The organism is Paenarthrobacter sp. JL.01a, from assembly GCF_025452095.1.
Lineage (GTDB): Bacteria > Actinomycetota > Actinomycetes > Actinomycetales > Micrococcaceae > Arthrobacter.
This window is the reverse complement of the sequence record NZ_CP104877.1, coordinates 657,307-679,270: the sequence shown is the minus strand read 5'-3', so window position 1 is coordinate 679,270 and position 21,964 is coordinate 657,307. Positions and strand designations below refer to the sequence as shown.

General features: G+C 63.8%; 22 protein-coding genes. 16 read left to right on the top strand and 6 right to left on the bottom strand.

Annotated elements, in window-relative coordinates; translation table 11 throughout:
* Window positions 1–49 precede the first annotated feature (49 nt).
* Window positions 50–877 carry a DUF1684 domain-containing protein gene (locus N5P29_RS03350; protein WP_262277255.1) on the top strand — a complete coding sequence of 276 codons (828 nt, stop codon included), beginning with the start codon at window positions 50–52 and terminating at the stop codon, window positions 875–877.
* On the opposite strand, the gene N5P29_RS03345 is transcribed toward N5P29_RS03350, so the two are convergent.
* Together N5P29_RS03345 and N5P29_RS03340 are read right to left on the bottom strand one after the other, a co-directional pair.
* A complete protein-coding gene (locus N5P29_RS03345) occupies window positions 874–2,139 on the bottom strand; it encodes an acyl-CoA dehydrogenase family protein (RefSeq protein ID WP_410007893.1) in 1,266 nt (421 codons plus the stop codon). The two genes, N5P29_RS03350 and N5P29_RS03345, sit on opposite strands and share 4 nt — an antisense overlap.
* Entirely contained in the window at window positions 2,136–2,927 is a 792-nt protein-coding gene (locus tag N5P29_RS03340; RefSeq protein ID WP_262277254.1) for an SDR family NAD(P)-dependent oxidoreductase, read from the bottom strand. The genes N5P29_RS03345 and N5P29_RS03340 overlap by 4 nt, the downstream gene beginning before the upstream one ends.
* An 87-nt stretch (window positions 2,928–3,014) precedes the next feature.
* Here N5P29_RS03340 and N5P29_RS03335 point away from each other — a divergent pair, with 87 nt between their 5' ends.
* Window positions 3,015–4,163, top strand: a complete 1,149-nt coding sequence (locus tag N5P29_RS03335; RefSeq protein ID WP_262277253.1) for a glycoside hydrolase family 76 protein — start codon at window positions 3,015–3,017, stop codon at window positions 4,161–4,163.
* On the opposite strand, the gene N5P29_RS03330 is transcribed toward N5P29_RS03335, so the two are convergent.
* The gene (locus N5P29_RS03330; RefSeq protein WP_262277252.1) at window positions 4,160–4,768 is read right to left on the bottom strand and encodes a YdeI/OmpD-associated family protein; all 609 of its coding nucleotides are present in this window, start codon (window positions 4,766–4,768) and stop codon (window positions 4,160–4,162) included. The two genes, N5P29_RS03335 and N5P29_RS03330, sit on opposite strands and share 4 nt — an antisense overlap.
* An 85-nt stretch (window positions 4,769–4,853) precedes the next feature.
* Between N5P29_RS03330 and N5P29_RS03325 the strand changes: the two genes are divergently transcribed.
* The 5 genes from N5P29_RS03325 (at window position 4,854) to tgt (ending at window position 9,363) form a co-directional block, all read left to right on the top strand.
* Window positions 4,854–5,576, top strand: a complete 723-nt coding sequence (locus N5P29_RS03325; RefSeq protein WP_262277251.1) for a hypothetical protein — start codon at window positions 4,854–4,856, stop codon at window positions 5,574–5,576.
* Window positions 5,577–5,653: 77 nt separating this feature from the next.
* A complete protein-coding gene (locus N5P29_RS03320) occupies window positions 5,654–6,193 on the top strand; it encodes an NUDIX hydrolase family protein (protein WP_144661505.1) in 540 nt (179 codons plus the stop codon).
* Window positions 6,194–6,266: 73 nt separating this feature from the next.
* Window positions 6,267–7,223 (top strand): DUF6707 family protein, encoded by a 957-nt coding sequence (locus tag N5P29_RS03315; RefSeq protein ID WP_262277250.1) that lies wholly within the window; start codon window positions 6,267–6,269, stop codon window positions 7,221–7,223.
* A 71-nt stretch (window positions 7,224–7,294) separates the two neighbouring features.
* The gene (locus N5P29_RS03310) at window positions 7,295–8,005 is read left to right on the top strand and encodes an SRPBCC family protein (protein WP_262277249.1); all 711 of its coding nucleotides are present in this window, start codon (window positions 7,295–7,297) and stop codon (window positions 8,003–8,005) included.
* 47 nt (window positions 8,006–8,052) lie between these two features.
* A complete protein-coding gene (gene tgt, locus N5P29_RS03305; RefSeq protein ID WP_262277248.1) occupies window positions 8,053–9,363 on the top strand; it encodes a tRNA guanosine(34) transglycosylase Tgt in 1,311 nt (436 codons plus the stop codon).
* A gap of 83 nt (window positions 9,364–9,446) precedes the next feature.
* On the opposite strand, the gene N5P29_RS03300 is transcribed toward tgt, so the two are convergent.
* The gene (locus N5P29_RS03300; RefSeq protein WP_262277247.1) at window positions 9,447–10,157 is read right to left on the bottom strand and encodes a queuosine precursor transporter; all 711 of its coding nucleotides are present in this window, start codon (window positions 10,155–10,157) and stop codon (window positions 9,447–9,449) included.
* Window positions 10,158–10,427: 270 nt separating this feature from the next.
* On the opposite strand from N5P29_RS03300, the gene N5P29_RS03295 reads away from it, so the two are divergent.
* The 8 genes from N5P29_RS03295 to N5P29_RS03260 all read left to right on the top strand — a co-directional run bounded on the left by N5P29_RS03295 (window position 10,428) and on the right by N5P29_RS03260 (window position 18,396).
* Entirely contained in the window at window positions 10,428–11,090 is a 663-nt protein-coding gene (locus tag N5P29_RS03295) for a TetR/AcrR family transcriptional regulator (RefSeq protein WP_262277246.1), read from the top strand.
* On the top strand, window positions 11,087–11,983 hold the full coding sequence (locus N5P29_RS03290) for a TIGR01777 family oxidoreductase (RefSeq protein WP_262277245.1): 897 nt from the start codon (window positions 11,087–11,089) through the stop codon (window positions 11,981–11,983). Before N5P29_RS03295 ends, N5P29_RS03290 begins: the two co-directional genes overlap by 4 nt.
* 141 nt (window positions 11,984–12,124) lie before the next feature.
* Window positions 12,125–12,490 (top strand): hypothetical protein, encoded by a 366-nt coding sequence (locus N5P29_RS03285; protein ID WP_262277244.1) that lies wholly within the window; start codon window positions 12,125–12,127, stop codon window positions 12,488–12,490.
* Between the two features lie 354 nt (window positions 12,491–12,844).
* Window positions 12,845–14,227, top strand: coding sequence for an MFS transporter (locus tag N5P29_RS03280; RefSeq protein ID WP_144661497.1), 1,383 nt, complete (start codon window positions 12,845–12,847; stop codon window positions 14,225–14,227).
* A gap of 244 nt (window positions 14,228–14,471) precedes the next feature.
* Window positions 14,472–15,134, top strand: a complete 663-nt coding sequence (locus N5P29_RS03275) for a response regulator transcription factor (RefSeq protein ID WP_262277243.1) — start codon at window positions 14,472–14,474, stop codon at window positions 15,132–15,134.
* Window positions 15,131–16,546, top strand: a complete 1,416-nt coding sequence (locus N5P29_RS03270) for a sensor histidine kinase (protein WP_262277242.1) — start codon at window positions 15,131–15,133, stop codon at window positions 16,544–16,546. Before N5P29_RS03275 ends, N5P29_RS03270 begins: the two co-directional genes overlap by 4 nt.
* Window positions 16,539–17,516: a TAXI family TRAP transporter solute-binding subunit gene (locus tag N5P29_RS03265; RefSeq protein WP_262277241.1), complete on the top strand. Its 978-nt coding sequence runs from the start codon at window positions 16,539–16,541 to the stop codon at window positions 17,514–17,516. The genes N5P29_RS03270 and N5P29_RS03265 overlap by 8 nt, the downstream gene beginning before the upstream one ends.
* Window positions 17,517–17,559: 43 nt before the next feature.
* The gene (locus N5P29_RS03260) at window positions 17,560–18,396 is read left to right on the top strand and encodes a hydroxymethylpyrimidine/phosphomethylpyrimidine kinase (protein ID WP_262277240.1); all 837 of its coding nucleotides are present in this window, start codon (window positions 17,560–17,562) and stop codon (window positions 18,394–18,396) included.
* A 68-nt stretch (window positions 18,397–18,464) separates the two neighbouring features.
* Here N5P29_RS03260 and N5P29_RS03255 read toward each other — a convergent pair whose 3' ends face one another.
* Window positions 18,465–19,394 carry a cytochrome b/b6 domain-containing protein gene (locus N5P29_RS03255; RefSeq protein WP_262277239.1) on the bottom strand — a complete coding sequence of 310 codons (930 nt, stop codon included), beginning with the start codon at window positions 19,392–19,394 and terminating at the stop codon, window positions 18,465–18,467.
* Window positions 19,395–19,695: 301 nt separating this feature from the next.
* Here N5P29_RS03255 and N5P29_RS03250 point away from each other — a divergent pair, with 301 nt between their 5' ends.
* The gene (locus N5P29_RS03250) at window positions 19,696–20,310 is read left to right on the top strand and encodes a TetR/AcrR family transcriptional regulator (protein ID WP_262277238.1); all 615 of its coding nucleotides are present in this window, start codon (window positions 19,696–19,698) and stop codon (window positions 20,308–20,310) included.
* A gap of 103 nt (window positions 20,311–20,413) precedes the next feature.
* Here the strand turns inward: N5P29_RS03250 and N5P29_RS03245 are convergent, their stop codons facing one another.
* Window positions 20,414–21,928: an XRE family transcriptional regulator gene (locus tag N5P29_RS03245; protein WP_262277237.1), complete on the bottom strand. Its 1,515-nt coding sequence runs from the start codon at window positions 21,926–21,928 to the stop codon at window positions 20,414–20,416.
* Window positions 21,929–21,964: the final 36 nt, after the last annotated feature.

Below are 21,964 nucleotides of genomic sequence, written 5' to 3'. Positions count from 1 at the left end.
ATGGTTGAGAGGAATGCACACAACGCGCGACCCTCAGCCAAGGAGAACCATGAGCTCGCCAACCACAGCAACCGACCCCCTGATCGCCCGTTGGGAGCGGTTCCGTGAGGGGCGGAATTCAGCCCTGGCCACCGAACACGGCTGGCTGACGTTGACGTCTTTCCAGTGGCTCGCCGCGGAGCCGTCTCCGGTGGACCTGGCGCCGGGCCTGTGGTCAACGGACGGAACAACGGCCTTCCTGACTGCCAAAGCAGAGGACGGACTCACGGTAGTGGCCACCGGAGCGAAGGTGGACGGAACCATCAGCGCAGTTCTGGAGGACGAAGAGTCGCTGATGTGGGTCCAGTACGGCGGTACTGACGGCAAGCAGGTCGTGGTGGAACTGGCCATGCGCGCTGACAAGTACGCCATCCGCACCCGCGATGACGCCTCTCCTGTCCTGACGGAGTTCACGGCCGTACCCACCTACGATTACAACCCGGCGTGGGTCATCAATGGCCGTTTTGAGCCCTACGAGGAACCCCAGGATGTCCCCATCGGCACGGCCAACCCGTTGGTGGACGGCGTGCATCGTTCAGTGGGCGAGGTTGTCTTCCACGTCCCGGGCATCGGGCACGAGATCCGGCTCCATGCCGAGGCCGAAAAGCTGGGCGCGCTCAACGTCACTTTCCACGACGAAACCAACGGGGACACCACTGACGAGTGGCGCAAAGTCTTCATCCCCCGGCCCCGGCCCGATGGCTCAGTGGTGATCGATTTCAACCGCGCCATCAACTACCCGAGTGCCTTCACGCCGTACGGCACCTGCCCCATGCCCGTCCGGGGCAACTCGATCGATGTGCGGGTGGAAGCCGGAGAGAAGATCCCGGCGGCCTAGGCGATGGCAGATACGCCCGTCACGGCCCGGCCGGCGATCAGCGAGTTGATCTCATACGAGCCCTCGTAGGTGTAGATGGCCTCGGCATCGGCAAAGATCTTGGCCATCCGGTAGTCGCTGACAATTCCGTTGCCACCGAGGATGGACCGTCCGCGGGCCACGGTGTCGCGCATTCGGGCGCTGCAATAGGCCTTTGCGAGCGCCACCTGGGCCATGTCCGCGCCTCCGTGCCGCACTCCGTTTGCGTCCGTGAAGATGTCCTCCTGCAGTTGGGCAATGCGGACCATCATCCCCATGCTGGCCACCGCGTTTCCGAGCATTTCCACCAGGTTCTGCTGAACGAGTTGGAACCTCGCCAGCGGACGACCGAACTGCAAACGCTCGACGGCGTACTGCCGGGCGACGTCGAACGCCGCCAGTTGCTGGCCTACTGCCTGCCAGGCAACCATGATGCGCGATCCCCGCAGCAGGTGGTTGGTGTCGGAAAAACTGCTGATACCCGAGAACCGGTCAGCCTCGGCAACGTGTACATCCTGGAAAACAATGTCCGCGTTCTGCACTGTCCGGAGGGCTATCTTGTTCTCGATCCGGCTGCGGGTGATGCCCGGCAGTGACGCGTCCACGATGAAGGCCCGCATGGCTCCGTCGGCTTCGTCCTTGGCCCACACCAGCATGTAATCGCAGAACGTCCCGTTGCCGATCCAGCGCTTGGCGCCGTTGACCACCCAGTAATCACCGCCGTCGGAGGCTGGCCTTTCGACCCGGCGGGCGGTGGTTTCCATACCGCCCGCGACGTCGGAACCGTGGTCGGGTTCGGTGAGGGCGAAGGCCCCTGTGGTCCGGAGGTTCGACGCGTCGTCGAGGTAGCGGTCCTGCTGGGAGTCGCTGCCAAAGTCGTACAAGGACTCCACGAAGAGATCGTGGTGGACCATGAAAAAGGTGGCGATAGAGGTATCCACGCGCGTCATCTCCGCGATCACCAGTCCCGCAAACAGGTGCGTGTACCCGCGTTGGGCAGGGGCACTGAGCCGGAGCGCGGCGAGTTTGGGAAGGATGTGCTCGGGGAATTCCGCTTTCTCCCACCATTGCCCGGCATAGGGTGCGATCTCGGTGGCCAGAAAGGCCCGGAGTTCGTTGAGTTTCCGCTGTTCCTGGACACTGAGCAGCGATTCGAAATCGAAGAAATCCGCCGTGGGCAGGCCTGCCACCGAGGCGGGCACGGAACCGGCTGAGACGGGCGCACCGCTGTAATCACCCATCATTTGATTCCCATCCGGATGGCGCCATCCAGGCGGATGGTCTCGCCGTTCAACATGGCGTTTTCCACGATGTGGGCGGCCAGGTTGGCGTATTCCGCGGCCCTGCCGAGGCGTGCCGGGTGGGGAACCTGCTGTCCCAGCGAGTCCTGGGCCGCCTGGGGAAGTCCGGCCATCATGGGGGTCTCGAAAATGCCCGGCGCGATGGTGGCCACCCTGATCAGTGACCGTGCCAGTTCACGTGCCAGCGGAAGGGTCATGGCGGCAACTGCCCCCTTGGAGGCTGCGTACGCAGGCTGGCCGATCTGGCCTTCGAAGGCCGCCACCGAAGCGGTGTTGATGATGACGCCGCGCTCAGGACCACCCAGTTCTGTTGAGACGGGCTCGGTTTCCGCCATGGCCGCAGCGGCAAGGCGGGTGACGTTGAAGGTACCGATGAGATTGATCTGGATGACCTTGTTGAAGGTCTCAAGCGGCAGCACACCGTCCCGCCCAAGAACCTTGCCCGGCGTCGCAATACCGGCACAGTTAACCACGATGCGGAGGGGGCCCAGCGAGGCTGCCGTGTCCACGGCGGACTGGATCCGGGCTTCGTTGGTGACATCAGCCGGGGCAAAGACAGCTTTGCCGCCGACGCTTCGGGAATTCAGTTCCGCCGCGTAGGCCTCACCCGCCGACTGCGGCAGGTCCACCAGCACCACCGAGGCTCCGGCGTCGAACAGTCGCTTTGCCGTAGCGGCCCCCAAACCTGACGCGCCGCCAGTGACCAGGGCCACCGTGCCGTTGATGTCCATCCATCCTCCTTGATGCCGAAATCCGTTAATGCATGTTAACTGGAATTATGATCCAGCGCACCCCGGCTCCCCCGATAGGCTGGGTCAATGACCAGCCATGCCGAGCCGTCAACGAACCCAAGCGAATGGGCCGCACGCGCCAACCAGGCGGCCCGTTCCGTGACCCGCAGTTTTGGCAGGCGGCTCCTGTTCCTGCCCGGTACCCATATCGGCGCCATCAAAATTCCCGGCAACAGTGTCCGCAGCCTTCTGGGTCCGTGGCATTACTGGTGGCAGGCGCATTACGTGGACTGCCTGGTGGACGCCGGCCGCCGGGAACTCGCCACCGGAACAAGGTTCGACGGCGACTCCCGCCCGAGCGCGGGACGGCTCGCCTCCCGGCTGGTCACCACCATCCGGCTGCGGAACCTGCTGAGGTTCGAGAACCATTTCTACGACGACATGGCATGGTTGGCCCTCTCAACGCTCAGGCTCGAAAAGCTGGCGGAGGAAACCAGTAAGCCGGGCCGACGCCGCAATGCCTACGTCCGGAAGCGGTTGACCCTGCAGTTCGACTCAGCCTCCACCGACGACCTCGGCGGGGGCACGTTCTGGAGCACCAAGAGGGACTTCAAGAACACCCCGGCCACCGCTCCCGTAGCCCTTTTCTATGCCCGGACCGGCCACGGTGAACGGGCGCAAGCACTGGTGCAGTGGCTCAACTCCAGGCTCCTGCATCCTGAGCGTGGCGTTTACCAGGACGGCATCCGGATCCGGAACGGGGCTACGGTCCTGGAAGAGGCCGTGTACACGTATAACCAGGGGCCCATCCTCGGGGCTTTGCTGGAACTGGGCGGGCAGGAAAACCTTGACCGGGCCGCACGCCTGGTTGATGCCGTCGCCCGCGAGCTGACGGTACCGGGCACGCGCGTGATCCGTGGCGATGGGACCGGCGATGGCGGCCTCTTTACCGGCATCCTGGTCCGCTATCTGGCGTTGGCAGGGCGGGACAACCGGCTGCCAGAGCCAACACGGCAAACGGCGCGGGGCATGGTCCTCGCCACGGCGGAGGCCTTCTGGTCAAGCCGCCGTGAAGCTCCCGAACTTGCGCGAGGCACTGCACACGGCAACCCTCCTCTGCTCTTCTCCCCCGACCCGCTGCGGCCGGCGACCGAAACCTATCCGGCGGGTACCGGTGTCGAACTTTCCACCCAGCTGCAGGCCTGGATGACCCTCGAAGCCGCCGCCATGCTCTAGCCGGCTTCGGTTTGTTTCGGCTGCTTCTTTTGCGGATACGGGCTCTCATGGCGGGCCAGCATCTCCACAAAAGCTGCGATCTTGCGTGCCCGTGTATCGGCCCGCTTGACCAGGTTGGTCCGGTGGATCAAGGCGAAGCGGTTCTGGGAAGTGAGGACGTCGAACATGGCTTGTGCCTCGGGAACTGCGGCGATTGCCGCGGCGAGGTCTTCCGGTACCACCGAGTCCGCAGGCCCGGCGTAGGCAGCTTCCCAGCGGCCGTCGGCCTGTGCGGCCTCGACGGCGGCCCGCCCGGCGTCGGTCATCCTGCCCTCGGCTTCCAGCCGGGCAATGATCCCTACATTCCGTGCGGACCAGATGCTGCGGCGGCCGCGCGGGGTCATGCGCTGGAAGTAGCTTTCGGCGTCGCGCCTGCGGGTCTGGCCGTCGATCCAGCCAAAGCAGAGGGCCTCGTCAAGTGCGGCGTCGTAGTCCAGTTCCGTGACGTTGCCGCCCTTTTTGTGCAGGACCAGCCACACGCCGGGACTGTCCGCGGCATGCTCGGCCAGCCATGCGCGCCAAGCGGCGCCGTCTTCGACGATCAATTCCTCAAGCTCGATGGGCATGGTCCCATTCTGCTGTGGAAGCGGCGGGCACGGATACGGCCACGCGGAATAGGCTGGGAACCGACCACCAGAAACCGGAGGACCAATGCTGCGAGCCCGCCCCATCCACTACACCTCACGGCCGGAACAATGGTCCGCGCTGCTGCACGCCTTGGGTTTGGCAACGACCGTTGACGACGGTGACTGGAAGGAGTTCGACGCCGGTTCGGGTCGCCTTGCCGTGGCCCGGGTGGAGCACGGCCACCCCCTGGACGCCATCACTGTCTTCAGCGTGGAAGTCGGAGACCTGGAGGAATTCGCACGGCGCACCGAAGACGACGGCACCCAGGCCGAAGTCCACCAAACGCCGGATGGCGCCACTGTGCAGATCTCGGCCGATGACGGGTTCGAGTTCTTCGCCTTCCCGGCTCAGCGGGCAGCCGACGGCTCGTGGGCCACCTCGCCGGAGGCCGATCCCGCCCTCACCGTAGTGGCAACGTGGGTCAGCCCGCTGGTGGGTGTCGCAGCCAACGATCTCCGGAACATCGGCGCCCGGCCCCGAACCGAAGACGACGAATCAGCCACGTTGACCACCAAGAATGGCGGAATCCTGCGCGTCATCCGCGGTGCGGACAGCGGGAACGGCGACCTCGCGTTCGAGTACGACGGCGATCTGGAACCTTTGCTGGGCCGGCTCCACTCTGCGGGCGCCGACGCAAGGCTCGAGGACGATGTCCTGTATGTCGCCAACCCTGATGCCGCAGGTGGGTCGGCGCCGGCGTCGATCGTAGTGGAAAGGTCCCGCGCCGCCAGCACGCAAGCCCTCTAATGCCGCCGAGAGCGGAACGGCCCCTGCAACGGGACGCCGCCACGGAAGTTCCACCGGGGATGCGGTAGAACTTAACCATGAGCGTACGTACACCTGACCCGTATCCAGGCTGGCTTTCCGATGAGGACCTATTCGAAGCCCGCGGCCGTCTGCCCATGGTTTACGTGGAGGCTGTTCCCGTCAGGCTGGATCCGCTCGGATATGTCAACGAAGTAGGCACCCTGCTGCAGGGCGACGCCGACGGCAACATGGTCCGCTACCTCGTCTCAGGCCGGGTACTGTACCGCGAGACCATTCGCGCTGCGCTCCTGCGGCACATGGAAAAGGACCTCGGCCCCCTGGCGTTCCCGCAGCTGCCCATCAGCCCTGTTCCCTTCACGGTGGCCGAGTACTTCCCGGCTCCCTCGCAGACGGGCTTCACCGACGAACGCCAACACGCCGTGTCGCTGGCCTACGTCATCCCTGTCACCGGAGAGTGCGAACCCCGGCAGGATGCTTTGGAACTGACATGGATGACGCCGCAGGAAGTGCTGAGCGACAACGTGCAGCAGGAGTTCGACGGCGGTCGCGGCAACCTCGTCCGGCAGGCGCTCGCTTTCTCGGGCGTCGTTCTCTAGCGGGTCACGGCCCCTCTGACAGCCGGTCTTTGTAGACTGGACGGCGGACCCCAAGAGAACCAAAGGATTTCCGATGACTCACAGCCCAGCCACACAGCAGTACAGGGAAAAGCAGGCTGGGGACCTGCGGCCCGGGGATTTCGTGTTCCCACCCGGCGACGGGCCGGCCCAGGAAATCGTCAGTATCGACGTTGAGAATGATGACTACGGCGTCGCCGCTTTGTTGCTCGTGACGATCGACGACGGCGGCACCTTGCGTATCGCTGTCGGGTCCAGCGTTCCGGTAGGGGACGGTGCTCCCGCGGGCGTGGGTGCCGACGGGATTGTCGACGACGCCGACGCGGCCGCCGGGCCCGCCGTCGTCGTGCCCCCGAGGCCCGAAACCCCACCCACGTACACCGGCCCCAGCGCCGAGGAACTCGCGCTCATCCCCGAGCCGGACGGGACGCCCGAAGCAGTGGTGCGGTCCGCCGCCGCGAACCACAAGGGCAAGAACAGCGTGCAGGTGCTGGCGGAGAGGCTCGCGAAGGGCATCAATACCAAGTCCGGAAGCTGCCTCCGGGACCTCAGCAACCTGGCGTTCGACCTCTGCATTGTGCTGCGGGATCCGGACAACGCCCTGGCTGTGGCGGACCTGCTGAACGTGCTGCCGTTCGACGGGAACCTTGACAGGTGGGCCTCGATCGAGCGGGCCCTGGCTCTTTCCAGTTTCATCTGCCGGGAAGCCGGACAAAGCGAACGCGCAGCCGTGTACGAGAAACTGCTTCGCGCCCCTGAATTCCAGGAGGAAGACCCCTTCAAGGCCCGGGTCAACGCCCGGGTGCGCCAACGCTCGCTGAACGAACCCAACCTGTATGACAAGGAAATCTTCCGCGCGATCGACAACGGCAACCACGAGGCCGAGCGCGACTGGCGCTTCCTGCGCCTGGAAGCGCTGCTGTTCCTGCGGGCACACGGCGGCTCGAAAACCATCAGCGAGGACGAGCTCGCCAGGCGGATCGACAGCGAATTGGAATCCGTGCGCGCCTAGTTTTCGTGCGCCTTGGGCCGGGGAATTTCAAGGCCTGTTATGTGGGCTCGAACGGCGGTAGATTCGGGGCCATGACGAACAATCTGAGCGTTGTGGTTAATGCCGATGCGCAGCAGGTGTGGACCATGCTGCGTGAACCGTCGTTGGTGGCCCAATGGCACGGTTGGGAAGCCGATGATCTCGCCGATGAAATCAAACAAATCTACTTCAACACGGACGTCGTGGAAGGACCCGACCACACGAGCCTGACGGTCAATGGCGGGGACGTTTTTGAGCTTCACCCCGTCTCCGGGGGCACGGAAGTGAGGATCACCCGGGTTGCCTTGGACCATGATTCCGAGTGGGCTGACTGGGACGAGGACATCACGCAGGGCTGGCTGACGTTCCTCCACCAACTGCGCTTTGCCTTGGAACGGCACCCCCACGGTCAGCGGCGGACGCATTTCGTGTCGCTGCCCGGCAAAGGCGGTCCGGCGATTGAGAAGCTTGGCCTCGGGGACCTGCCTCCGGTTGGTGAGGAGTACTCGCTCACGCTCGCTACAGGCGAGAAGATCTCCGGCAAAGTCTGGTTCAAGAGCCGGCACCAAGTGGGCCTTACGGTTCACAGTTATGCCGAGCACGGGGATGGCCTGTTGATCGTCGCCGAGCAACTGCCGATTCCGGAAAAGAGGCCCGACGGCGGCTCCATGGTGATTGCCTCCACTTTCGATTTGGGGGCCCACACCCTGGCGGACATCCGGTCCTCGTGGGACAACTGGAAGGCCGAAAACTACGGCTCCTAGGGCTTATCCGGCAGGTTGCTCCCGGTAAAGCTGGCACACTTGGTAGCGTGCCAGCTTCCTCATCTGCCCCTGCATCTTCCCCTTCGCTGCCCGGTTTGTCCGAGCGGCAATCCGGGTTCTCCTTCTCGGTGGGCACGCGCCTGACCGAGACGTGCTCGCCGTCGTCCTCGCTCGTGGAGGCGAACGGGGGCGCGTTCCTGGGCCGGACTGGAACCATCACCACGCCGCACGGGACAATCCAGACGCCGGCGTTCATCGCCGTCGGGACCAAAGCCACCGTAAAGGCCGTGCTGCCCGAGTCCATCGCGGACCTCGGCGCGCAGGCCGTGCTGGCCAATGCCTACCACCTTTACCTGCAGCCCGGACCGGAAATCCTCGACGCCGCGGGCGGGCTGGGCGCGTTCATGAACTGGTCAGGCCCCACGTTTACGGACTCCGGCGGATTCCAGGTGATGAGCCTTGGTTCCGGGTTCAAGAAGGTCATCGACATGAAGAACGTGGACTCTTCCGGACCTGACGACGCCGTGGCCCCCGGCAAGGAACGGCTGGCGCACATTGACGATGACGGAGTCTGGTTCAAGTCCCACCTCAACGGGGACCGGCACAGGTTCTCGCCGGAGATCTCCATGCAGGTCCAGCACCAGATCGGCGCGGACATCATGTTCGCCTTTGATGAGCTGACTACGCTGCAGAACTCCCGCGGCTACCAGGAAGAGTCGCTGGAACGGACGCGGTTATGGGCGCTGCGGTGCCTGGCGGAGCACTCGCGTTTGACGGAATCCCGCGTGGGCAAGCCGTACCAGGCGTTGTTCGGCGTGATCCAGGGTGCCCAGTACGAGGACCTGCGCCGCAAAGCCTGCCGTGACCTCGGGGCGATGCCTTTTGACGGCTACGGCATCGGCGGGGCGTTGGAGAAGGAAAACCTGGGCACAATCGTGCGTTGGTGCAATGAGGAACTGCCCGAGGACAAGCCCCGTCACCTCCTGGGCATTTCCGAGCCGGACGACATCTTCACGGCAATCGAGAACGGCGCCGACACCTTCGACTGCGTCTCCCCCACCCGCGTGGCCCGCAACTCCGCGTTCTACACACCGTTCGGGCGCTTCAACCTGTCCGGGGCGAAGTACAAGACTGATTTCGGCCCCTTGCAGGAAGGCTGCGACTGCTACGCCTGCGCCAACTACTCCCGCGCCTACATCCATCACCTGTTCAAGGCCAAGGAAATGCTGTCGGCGACGTTGATCTCCATCCACAATGAGCGCTTCGTGGTGAAGATGGTGGACGATGCCCGCCTGGCCATCGAATCCGGGGACTTCTTCGAGTTCAAGGCGGAGACGCTGGGGCGGTACTACTCGTAACTGCGCCGGGTTCGCGGGAAACGTGCGACGGCGTTGGGAAACTTCCAGCGAATTGGCACGTTTCCGGCGAACTCGGCGAGTAGTTAGGCCGCGACTACCCCGTAGCTCGGCTCGCGCTTCTTGATCCAGCCCACCACCAGCACGGTGATCGGCACGAAGATGAACTCGACGGCGGTCTTGTAGAGGAAGCCGACGAGGACGTAGTTGACGAACGAACCCACGTCGGAGATACCGATCACGGACGCCGCAATGCTGCAGAAGATCAGGGTGTCCACGAATTCGCCCACCACCGAGGAACCCATCAAACGCGCCCACAGGCTCTTTTCGCCAGTGCGTGCCTTCATCTTCACCAGGATCCAGGAGTTGATGGTCTGGCCTGCCAGGAAGGCCAAGAGCGAGGCCAGGACAATCTGCGGCACTGGTCCGAGCGCACCCTCGATGGCGGCCTGCTTGGCCGTTCCGTACTCGTCATCGAAACCCGGCAGGATGATGATCACCCAGTAGCAGAGGGATGCGAAGACGGACAAGGCGAACGAGGTAATGATGGCCTTCCGGGCCTCCTTGAAGCCGTAGACCTCGCTCATGACGTCGCCCAGTATGTAGGCCAACGGGAAGAGGAAGAAGCCCCCGTCCGTGATGATCGGGCCCAGCGCTACACCCTTGGAGGCGCCGATGTTGGAGAGGATCAGCACCACGGCCATGATGGCCAACATGATGCCGAAGTAGGGGGAACCTATCGAGGCAAAGCGCGGTGCCGGTTTGCTGAGAGTGCTGGAGCCAGAGGGCGTGGGCATGGGTCATCCGTTTCGTAGTGGTTCGCGCAGGCGGCCCCGACGTGAGGCGGCCCCGCTGTATTAGCACTGGGCGGTGGGGCATGCGGCCGGCACCGGTTACATTGTCCCACCCCGCCCGGCACCCTTACTTACAACCCACCCCCTTCCCCCCAACCCTCACTCACAACCCACCCCCTTCCCCCCAACCCTCACTCACAACCCCCACTTTTGAACACGTTCAATTCGTGCCATACTATTTTCTGAACACGTTCAAAAACCCAGGAGTGACGAATGGCTGCCAAAAGTGAACAAACCCGTCAATTGGTGGCAGACGTCGCGCTGAAGATGTTCCGCGAGATTGGCTTCGAGAAGACCACCATGAGGGCCATAGCCCAGGAGGCCGGGGTGTCGGTGGGCAATGCCTACTATTACTTCGCGTCCAAGGACGAGCTGGTCCAGGAGCTCTACATCCAGGTGCAGGACGAGCACGCCGCGGCCGCCGCCCAGGCCCTCGAAAACGTCCGGGATCTCGCCGGCCGCCTGAAGGCCGTGCTTCACACCGGAATCGACGTCATGACGCCGTACCACCAGTTCGGTTCCGACTTCATCTCGACGGCGATCCGGCCGACGTCGCCCGTCAATCCGTTCGGAGAGGCGTCCACCGCCGCCCGGGACGCGTCGCTCGCGATCTTCCGCACCGCCGTCGACGGCTCCTCGCCCGCTGTCGCCAAGAAACTGCGCGGCGACCTGCCCGAACTGCTGTGGCTGGCGTACATGGGTGTCGCGCTGTTTTGGGTCTACGACGAATCCGAGGGCCAACGCCGCACACGCAGGCTGATCGACGGCGCAGCGCCGCTGGTTGCCCGTGGCCTGTCGCTCGCGAAGATTCCGGGGGTCGGCAAGGTGTTCGACGACGTCCTCGGGCTCGTACGCAGCGTGAAGGAAGACTCGTGAAGACTGTGGTGATCGCGGGTGCTTCCGGCTTCATCGGCAGCTACTTCCGGCGCCGGTTTCTCCAAGACGGTTGGCAGGTCCGGACGGTTGGGCGGGCCGCGTCGGCCAACGCGCAATGGGACGACGACGGCGCCATCACCAAAACGCTGGACGGCGCTGAGCTGCTGGTGAACCTCGCCGGACGATCCGTGAATTGCCGTTACAACGAGCGCCACAAGCGGGAGATCCTGGAGTCCCGGGTGCAGACGACGCGTGCCTTGGGGCGTGCGGTTGCTGGGTGTGCCGAACCACCCCGGACGTGGATCAACTCGAGCACCGGAACCATTTATCGGCATGCGGAGGACCATGCGCAGTCCGAGATTTCGGGAGAGTTGGGCAGCGGATTTTCCGTGGACGTGGCCCGGGCCTGGGAGGACGAGTTGGCAGCTGCTGTCGCGCCCGCTACGCGCAAAGTGCCGCTGCGCATTGCGATCGTGCTGGGCGCCGGTGGCGTCATGGGTCCCCTCCGGAACCTCGCCCGACTTGGCCTGGGCGGGCACATGGGTCCGGGCACGCAGAAGTTCAGTTGGATCCATGTGGAGGACCTGTGTCGAGCGGTGCTGTTCATTCACGAACGGCCAGAGCTGACTGGTCCCGTCAACGCCGCTTCACCCTACCCGGTGGACAATCGTGAGCTCATGGCTTTGGTGCGGCAGAGCCTGGGTGTGCCGTTTGGCTTCCCAACGCCGTCGTGGCTGCTTGCGGCCGGGGCTATTCTCATCCGAACCCAGACCGAGCTGGTGCTGAAAAGTCGATGGGTTGAGCCCCGCAGACTGCTCGATGCTGGATTCGCGTATGAATACCCGTCGCTGGCCGGTGCGCTCAATGAGATCACCGAGGGCTCACTCACGTAACCACCCCACCCGACCAACCCTCACTCACCTACATGTCCGGAGGCGATTATGAACGATGACAGTTGGACTGACGAGGCCGAATATGGGTTGATCGCAGCCGGACCGCGGCACAGCTGGCGATACGGATCAAAGGCCCGGGTGGTGATCGATGGCAAGGGGTTGGCACTCGGAATTGCTGTTGCACACCTGACTTTTTGGTTTTTGCTGACTCTTCAATCACCGGGATGGGCAGTTCTTTTCTTCATCTACAGCCTGCTTCCGGTGTGGGCTGTCGGCGCTGGCGTTGGATCACTCCTAGGGCTGGCGCTGCGGCGGGTCCGTAACCAGTGGGTTCATGTCGCCGCCTTTTTCGCCGGTCCCTTGCTTGTCTGCGTACCGGTGGGCGGGCTGTCGCAGGCCGGTTCGGTTCTGCTCTCATTATCCGTCGCCGTCGCTGGGGGCGTTGGACGACTCTCAATTTGGAAGTTGGTTCGCGTCAACGATCCCGGTCCGGGCCATGGGATGTGACCGAGCGTCCACCCCAAACCCGCGGAACCTGACCGAGCGTCCACCCCAAACCCGCCGAACCTGAGCGAGCGTGCGCCGGAAACCCTCGGGGCGTGAGAGAGCGTGAGCCGGAACCCCGCGGGACGTGAGCGAGCATGCGCCGGAAACCTAAGGAAGTGTTAGGAAATCCGTTCCCGCGTTGGCTGTGCCGTGCATCACCCATAGTTTGGAATACGTCCTCTTCATCCCCAAGAGGGCCTTTCTTAGTCGACGAAGAGCCATGCGCAACGAAGCCATGAGCACCCGCTTCATGGACAGAACGAACACATGCAAGACACGGCCGCCTCAGCTGCTGCCGTCCAGGAAGGTTCATTGATGAGCACCCAACAAGCTGCACCTCTGAGCGAAGCCGCCCAGACCCGCAAGGCAGTGAGCAACATCCTCAAGGGCTCCGCGGGCAACCTCGTGGAATGGTTCGACCTCTACGTCTACACAGTGTTTGCGGCGTATTTCCAGTCGCACTTCTTCAACTCCTCCGACGATCTCCAGGCCGGCCTTGAAGCGATGGCCGTCTTCTCGACGTCGTTCCTTATGCGTCCGATCGGCAGCTGGTTCTTCGGCCGTTACGCAGACCGGAAGGGCCGCAAGGCCGCGTTGACCTTGAGCGTGACCCTCATGTCGGCTGGTTCGTTCGCCATCGCGATCCTCCCAACACAGGATGTCATCGGCCTGTGGGCGCTCATTCTGCTGGTCTTCATCCGCGTGCTCCAAGGCTTCTCGGTCGGCGGCGAGTACGGCACCAGCGCGACGTACATGTCCGAGGCGGCGACGGCCAAGCGCCGCGGCTTCTTCTCGAGCTTCCAGTACGTGACGCTCGTGGGCGGCCAGATGCTGGCGCTCCTGGTGCTCGTGATCCTGCAGAACACCATGACCAAGGAAGCCCTGACTGAATGGGGCTGGCGTATCCCGTTCGCCATTGGCGGCGTGGCAGCGCTTGTAGTGCTTTGGCTTCGCCGTTCCATGGAAGAAACGGTCTCCGCTGACCAGATCCGCGCGGCACACGTCAAGGTTGCAGGGGAAGCACAGCCCGGCACCATGAAGCTCCTGTTCACCAAGCACTGGAAGCCGTTGCTGATCTGCATCGGCATCACCCTTGGCGGCACGGTGGCGTTCTACACCTACACCAACTTCATCCTGAAGTTCATGAACGATACCTCCGGCATCGCCAAGACGGACACTTCGGTGATCAACTTCTGGGCCCTCTTCATCTTCATGCTGCTCCAGCCGGTGTATGGCTTGATCTCGGACAAGATCGGCCGCAAGCCGTTGCTCGTATGGTTCGGTGTGACCGGCGTGCTGTTCACCTGGCCGCTGCTCTCCACGCTTGCAGGCACCAAGGATCCCTTCGTTGCCTTCCTGCTCATGATGGGTGGTCTGCTGATGGTGGGTGGTTACACCTCCATCAATGCCCTGGTGAAGGCCGAACTGTTCCCGGCTTCCATCCGCGCTCTCGGCGTCGGCCTGGGCTACGCAATCGCCAACTCGCTCTTCGGTGGCACGGTTCCGCTCATTGGTGCAGCGCTGCAGAAGGCCGGCCAGGAGGACCTGTTCTTCACCTACGTCACGGCAGCAATCTTCATCTCGCTGTTGGTCTACGTCTTCGCCCTGAAGAACAAGAAGGCCACGCACCTGGATACTGAGCAGGGCCACGCCTGGAAGGGCCGGGGCGATGACAAGAAGGATCTGATCGACGCCTGACCCACCCGATTGTGAGGCACGTTCTGCGCCCGTTGTTACTCCCGGAGGACGCAGAGCGGGCCTCGCAACGTTAAGGGGTGATGGAGCGTTTCGAAAAAGGCGCCCGTAGGTGATCGAGCGTTGGGATGTACGACGGCGGCTGCCGGGCTTGGGTGCCCCGGCCGGCCGCTGAAAGGGGCGGACGCTCCGGGAAAGGAGTAACCTCCAAGACGGACCAAAGCCCCGAGACAAAGAAGGAACCACCGTGCACGTGCTCATCGTCGAGGATGACGACGCCATGGCCTCAGCTTTGAGCGCCGCCGTCGCCTCCGCCGGGCACAAGCACACCCGGGTTTCCCGGGGCGAGGACGCACTCCTGGCACACCGGCAGCATGAGGTTATCCTGCTGGACCTGGGCCTGCCGGATCTGGACGGCCTGGACGTCCTCAGGAAGCTGCGCCAAGTCACCCAGATCCCCATCTTGATCCTGACGGCCCGCGACGACGAACGCAGCGTGGTCCTTGGCCTCCGCTCAGGCGCCGACGACTACCTGGTCAAACCCGTAAAACTCGTCGAACTCCTTGCCCGCATCGAGGCCGTCACCCGCCGGAGCAACCGCGCCGGGCAAGCAGCGCCACACACGATCGTCCTGGGCGAACTGGAGGTGGACCTCGACCGCCGTGTTGCCTCGATCGGCAAAAGGGAACTCCCCCTCACGGCGACGGAGTTCGACCTCCTGAGCCTCCTCGTCAGGCATGCGGGCTCCGTGGTGACCCGCGAACAGATCCTCGACGCACTCTGGGGCGATGCCTTCCTGGCCCATTCCCGTTCAATGGACGTGCACCTGACGGGCCTCAGATCCAAGCTCAAGATGCCGGGGTTCATCATCAATGTCCGGGGCGTCGGCTACCGCGTCGAGCAGCCGTGAAACTCCGGGTCCTGGGCATCCTGAGCCTGTTGGTGGTGATCATCGTGGTGACGGTATCCAGCGTGATCCTGACATCGGCCAGCCGCGAGCTCACCCAGGAGCTGCAAATCAACCGTGTCGCCGCCCTGAACCGCTTCGCGCAGCTGGCAACTGACGCCCTGGAGGACAACAACACCACCCAACTCCAACGTGAAATGAACCGCTACACCGAGCTGTATGGCGAAGGAATCCTGATCCATATGCAAGGCCAAACCCTCCATTCAGGGGAACTTCGCGATGACCAGCCACAGGTCCGGGACGCGCTCGGCCGGGCAAGCCTGAACCTCAGCGACACCACGTTGGATCCCGTTCGCGCCTTCGGGACAGGCAACCAAACCATCTCCCGTTCCTTCGGCACGGCCAGCCAGGTCCTCGGCGAGGTGGTGCTGGAAGTGAACCTCGACGTCGCCCGCCAGAAGTTGCGGGAGCGGTGGCTCGTCGTCGGGGTGGCCGCCGTGGCGCTTGGCGCGCTGCTCCTGCTGGCCGCTGCCCGTATCACCGGCTGGGTTTTGCGACCGGTCCAGCGCCTTAGCAAGGCCGTCCATGAGCTTCAAGCCACCGGCACAACCACCCAACTGCCTGAAGCCGGGCCGCCTGAACTGCGCGAACTCAGCCGCTCCTTCACCACCATGGCCAACACAGTGAGCCAGAGCATGGAATCGCAGCGCCGCCTCATCGCGGACACCTCGCACCAGCTCCGCAACCCGGTCGGGGCCTTGCGTTTGAGGATCGATCTGCTGCAGCTGGCGCTCCGTTCCGAACCGGAGAAGGCCGCCGCTGCCGAGGTCGTGGCCGAGCTTGAGCGGGTGGAAGGAATGCTCGACGGCGTGCTGAAGCTGGCGACCGCGGAACATCGCGCCTCCGCAGGGGCTGCCCACGCCGATCAGGAGTCTCAAAACCAGCGCCTTTCGGTGATCGACCCCTTTCCCATCCTGCAAGGAGAAGTGGAACGGGCATCCCCCGCGGCCGCTCAGACAGGCGCCACAATCGGGCTCAGCCAGCCGCCACGGCCAATCACCATCGCATGCAACCCGGAGGAACTCGCGCATATGGTCGGTGAGCTCCTGGCCAACGCCATCAAATACGCCCCCGCCGCCCACATCGAAGTGGCGACCGAACCCGCCCAAGGAGGCACCGCCGTCGTGATTTCCGACGACGGTCCCGGCCTCCCAGCCGATCAGCGTGCCGTGTCCACCAGCCGGTTCTGGCGGGCGCCCCAACACAGCAGCATCCCCGGCAACGGCCTGGGGATGACGATCGTGGAAAGGCTGGCGGAAGCGAATGGGGCGAGGTTGGTGCTGGAAGACAGCAAGCCACACGGATTGACGGTTCGCTTGGAATTCGGGGGCCCAAGGGAGGGTTCCGATGCCTGACTTTCCCGCGATCTCGCGGCGGAACGCCATGAGAGCCGCCGTGTCGTTCGGTGTGCTGGCAGCGGCTGTTGGCTGCTCCCCGGCGGAGAAGCCTCAAGAACTCACCGTGGCCGGCGGCGAACAGGGCGGCTTCTACCTTGAATTCGCCGCGCTCTTGGCCGACTTGCTGCAACGCGAACGCATCGCGGACAGGGCCCGGGCGTTGACCACCGGCGGCAGTCTCGAGAACATCCAGCGGGTGTTGTCCGGCGAGGCGACCTTCGCCGTCGCCCTGGCCGACGCCGCCGCCCAACCCGCCGCCAGCAGCCACAGCGAAGGACGACTGGTTGCCCTCGGCAAGGTGTACCAGAACTACGTCCACTGCATCGTGCGCCAGGACAGCGCCATCCGGTCGTTCGCGGACCTCGCCGGTAAGACCGCGGGGGTAGGCGAAGTTGGTTCGGGAACCACCCTTACGGCCGGCAGGATCATTGCCGCGGCGGGTCTTGCGCCGCAGACGGCACAGCCGGACAAGGCCGTGAAACAGGTCAACCTCGGCTTGAACCAAGCCATAGCGGCACTTGCCGACGGATCAATCGACGTCATGATCCAGTCCGGAGGCGTCCCGACGGCGCCCATCGCCGCTGCTGCCCAGGACATCGGCGTGCGGCTTCTTGATTTGTCCGGGCTCATTCCGGCAACGCGGGCGCAGTCCGGGTTCTTCTACGACCGCGTCCTCATTCCAGCCAACAGCTACGGCAACGCTCCTGCGGTGTGGACCGTGGGCGTCGCCAACCTGCTCCTGTGCCGCAGCGACTTGGCAGACCACGTTGTTCGGCAGACCGTGGAGCTCATGGTGGAAAAGGCCCAGGACCTGGTGCCGAAGTCGAGCGCAGGAGTTCAGTTCCTCAGCCCGGAGACGCTGATCAACACCGCTGGAGTGCCCTTGCATCCGGCTGCCGAGGCCGCTTACCGGGCCTTGCACGGCTAGCCCCATTTAGGAGTCGCGCAGGAGCAACTGCCAAAATGGAATCATGACTTCAGCCGTTGCCCCAGCCATTGCCCTGACCATCGCCGGCTCCGAAGCGACCGGTGGCGCCGGCGCGCAGGCCGACCTCAAGACCTTCCAGGAACTCGGTGTGTTCGGAATCGCGAACCTCACCTGCATCGTGTCCTTCAACCCGCAGGACAGCTGGAACCACCGTTTCGTGCCGGTGGACCAGCAGGTCATTGCGGACCAGCTGGAAGCCACGACGGCGGCATACGGTGCCGCTTCTGGCGCACCTTCGGTTCTGGACACCGTGAAGATCGGCATGCTCGGCAGCCCGGCAACCATCAGCACCGTGGAGAATGCCCTGTCCGGCGGCACGTTCAAGCACGTGGTGCTCGACCCCGTGCTGATCTGCAAGGGCCAGGAACCGGGCCATGCCCTGGACACCGACCAGGCCTTGAAGGCACAGATTCTGCCACTGGCCACGTACGTCACGCCCAACCACTTTGAAGCCGAGTCGTTGTCAGGGCTCACGATCACGGACGAGGAGTCCCTGAAGGCCGCAGCCATCCGGATCCACGAGATCAGCGGCGCAGCAGTCCTCGCCAAAGGCGGGGTGCGGCTGGAAGGACCCGACGCCGTCGACGTCTACTACGACGGCGAAACGCTGGAAGTCCTGCGCGCGCCGAAGGTTGGCGAAGTTGCGGTCTCCGGTGCCGGTTGCTCGCTTGCTGCGGCCGTGACCGCGGAGTTGGCCAAGGGCGCGACGCCCCTGGAAGCCGCCCGCACCGCCAAGGCCTTCGTCACGGCGGGCATCAAGAACCGGGTGTCCTCCGGCGCACCGTTTGACGCGCTGTGGCAGGGCGGGGCATTGAGCTAGCCCTTCCGCTTTCCAGACAAGAACAGCCGCTCCGGAAACCCTTCCGGAGCGGCTGTTGTTGTCAGGGGCTAGCGCGAAACCTTGCCCATCAGCGAGGCGATCGGGCGCAGGAACAACGGCCGTGCCAGGAACCAGGCGGCGGCTGTGAAGACGATGGAGGCCGCGAAGATTCCGAAGCCCCACCAGCTGTTGTCGTTGTTGGCCGCGTACATGTGGTTCAGGTTGTTCAGCGCCCCCGTGGCCAGCACCAGGGTCACATGGACGATCACGAACGCCACGAAGTAGATCATCACGGGGAAGTGGATCTTGCGGGCCAGCTCGATGGGGTAGAACTTGTTGATGGCGGCCTTCTTTGGCCATGCACCGGACATCCGGATACCTGTGATGATAGCCAGCGGCGCGGCGATGAAGACAGTGATGAAGTAGGTCAGGAGCTGGAGGCTGTTGTAGTTGTTCCAGCCGTTCTCAACGGGCCAGTTCAGCGAGGCGTACTGCAGGCCGGCCGAAACCGCGTTCGGGAAGACGTCCCAACTGGTCGGAACGATCCTCAACCATTGGCCGGTCGCGAAGAGCAGAACGATGAAAATGATGCCGTTCAGGACCCACAGGGCGTCCAGGGTCAGGTGGAACCAAAGGTCCAGGCTGATTTTGCTGGGCGGGTTCTTGGTCTTGATGAAACCCTTGTTGTTCCTGGTCCAATACGCCGGCGGGCGGCTAGTGGTGCGCACCTGCCAGCCCGAACGAATGATCAGGACAATGAAGAACATGTTCAGGAAGTGCTGCCAGCCAAGCCACGCCGGGAATCCAGTGGGCGTGCCCTCCGGGATCGCTGAGTGGCCAGGGTAGTCCGTCAGGAACTGCTGCACCGGCTGCAGGGTTCGGAGCCACTGAGCCACCAGAACCACGATCAGGGCCACCACCAAAGCTCCCGCAGTGACGACGACGGGCTTGAACCACCTGTTCGACGTGATCCCGGACGACTTGCTTGAAACGGACATCAGGCCGCGTTCCTCTCTGGCTTGGTTGGCTGCGACCAGTTGGCGCTATATAGCGATTCAACCAGTTGCAGCCCGACGGCGAAAACGGCACCCGGGTTTCGGGGCGTCCCACGTCAAAAATCGCAGCATTCGGATATATGCCGCAATATGTATTTCTAGAACCGACTTCCAAAATTATTTCCCGTCCCTGTTGCGCTGGTCAAGGGTCACTGCTGGCTATGTGGATAATTTCGAGGGTAGGATTCCAGAAAATAACGGTGAAACACGCCGAGTCCTGGCCCATCCGCGAGGGAGTTCCGGTTTGGTCCGCAAAACCTCTGAAGCAGCAACCTCCGCGGGCTCCTGGAAGTGGACACGCACCGCGGCAACGCAGCGCAACCTGTTGGATGCCGCCGCCGACGTGTTCGTGGAACACGGCTTCACGGACGCCAGCATCTCCGACATCGTGGCCCGCGCAGGATCCAGCGTCGGCAGCCTCTACCACCACTTTGGCGGCAAGACCGAGCTCTTCCTGGCCCTCTGGGACGATTACCAAAACGAGCACGAACGCCTGGTAGCCGCCGCAGTGGCCAAGGCCCGCAAAGCCGGGGAAACCGAACCGCTGGCCCTGTTCAACGTCGGCAGCCGCAGCTACTTCGATTACACCTGGAAGCACCGTGACTTGGAGCGCGTGTTCATCGAGGGCGACACTCCCCCGGGCTTTGAGGTCCTCCGTCGTGAACGCGGCCGTGAATGGGTCCGCCAAAACTCTGTGCTGCTCGGAACCAGCGAGGACACCCTGGGACGGCTCACCGTCGCGGTGATCACGGACATCATTACGGTTGCCGGCCACGAGGTCGCCTTGAGTGCCACCAAGAAGGCGGCGGACGACGTCGTCAACGCTGCGGCAGTGCTGGTGGCGCGGCTGGTTCCCTAGCCCAGGTGCGCCGCGAGTTCGCGGGAAACCGGCGAGATCGCCCGGAAACTTCCAGCGATCTCGCAAGTTTCCCGCGAACTCGAGCCTCCGGCCACCGAAAGACTCAGCGCCCGGAGTGGGCCTCCAGGAAGGAGTACACCTCGGTCTCGTCCACGCCGGGGAACGCCCCCGGAGGCATCGCGGCGAGCAGGTGTGAGTGGGCCCGGGCCGAAGGCCACGCGTTTCCGGCCCACTCGTCGGCCAACGCCGCGGGCGGACGCTTGCAGCAATTCGGATCCGGGCAGTTCGACGTTGCCCGGGCCGTGGTTTCACGGCCACGGAACCACTTCACGTGCTGGTACGGCACGCCAATGCTCAACGAAAACTCCCCTGAAGCCGAACGCTCGGTGCGGGCGGTGCACCAGTACGTTCCGGACGGCGTATCGGTGTATTGGCTGTAGGCGCTGAACTTGTCCGGCACATCGAACACAGCCCGCGAGGTCCACGCCTTGCACGACGGCTGCCCCTCGATCGCCCCGGTGTGATCCTGCGGGAACGTCACGCCGTCGTTCTCGTAGGCCTTGTAGATGATGCCGGACTGGTGGGTCTTCTGGAAGTGCGTGGTGATGCCCAGGTGCTTGGTAGCCAGGTTGGTGAAGCGGTGCGCGGCGGTTTCGTACGACACGGCGAAGGCATCGCGGATGTCCTCCACCGCGATTTCCTTGGCAGCTTTGGCCTTTTGCAGGAACTCCACTGTGGCATGCTCGGGCAGCAACAAGGCCGCCGCGAAGTAGTTGGTTGCCACGCGCTGTGCCAGGAAGTCGCCGTAGTTCCGCGGAGTTTCGTGCCCCAGGACGTAGTGTCCCAGTGCCTGCAGCAGCACAGAACGGGGGTCGTGGTCCTGCCTCTGGTTCTGTGTCAGGTAAATTCTGCGGTTCTTCAAATCCGTTACAGACCGCGTGGAATGCGGCAGGTCACCCACATGGTGAAGCGAAAAACCGAGGTTCTCGGCGATGTCCGCAATGACGTGTTGGCTCAGCGGACCCGTAGTGTAGCCGACCCCTTTCAGGACCTTCTGCGCCTCGGCCTCATACTCGGGGAAATAGTTACCGCGCTCGCGCATCATGGCACGCAACTCGCCGTTCGCGCGGCGGGCTTCCTCCGGCGTCGCGGCTTGCTCATTAAGTTTGCGTTCGAGCTCCTGAAGCAGCCCCACCTGCGACTCCAGAACCTCCAGCGGAAGCCGCGAGCTGATGCGGATTTTGGGCAGGTTCAGCGACTCGTACAGGGGTCCGCGCTGGTACCGTTCGAGCTCGATTTCCAAGGCTGCGCGGCGGCTCGGCGGTTCCGCACCAAGCAATTGGTCGATGCTCACGTTGAGGGACGCGGCCAGCTGCTGAAGCAGTCCCAGTTTGGGCTCGCGCTTGCCGTTTTCAATCAGGCTCAGCTGGCTTGGTGCGGTCCCGACGGCGGCACTCAGGTCATCGAGCGTCAGGCCGGCTTGCTTGCGCAGGTGGCGCACGCGGCGGCCGAGGCTGATGACGTCCAGTTCGGGGGTTGCAGGGGACGACGACGGCGACGCGACGTCTCGATTCCAGCTTGAAGGCGACATTTCTTGAGAATACGCGAAGAACTGCATTTCTTTCCATACTTTTCCTCTAGAAAGGCCCTTGAA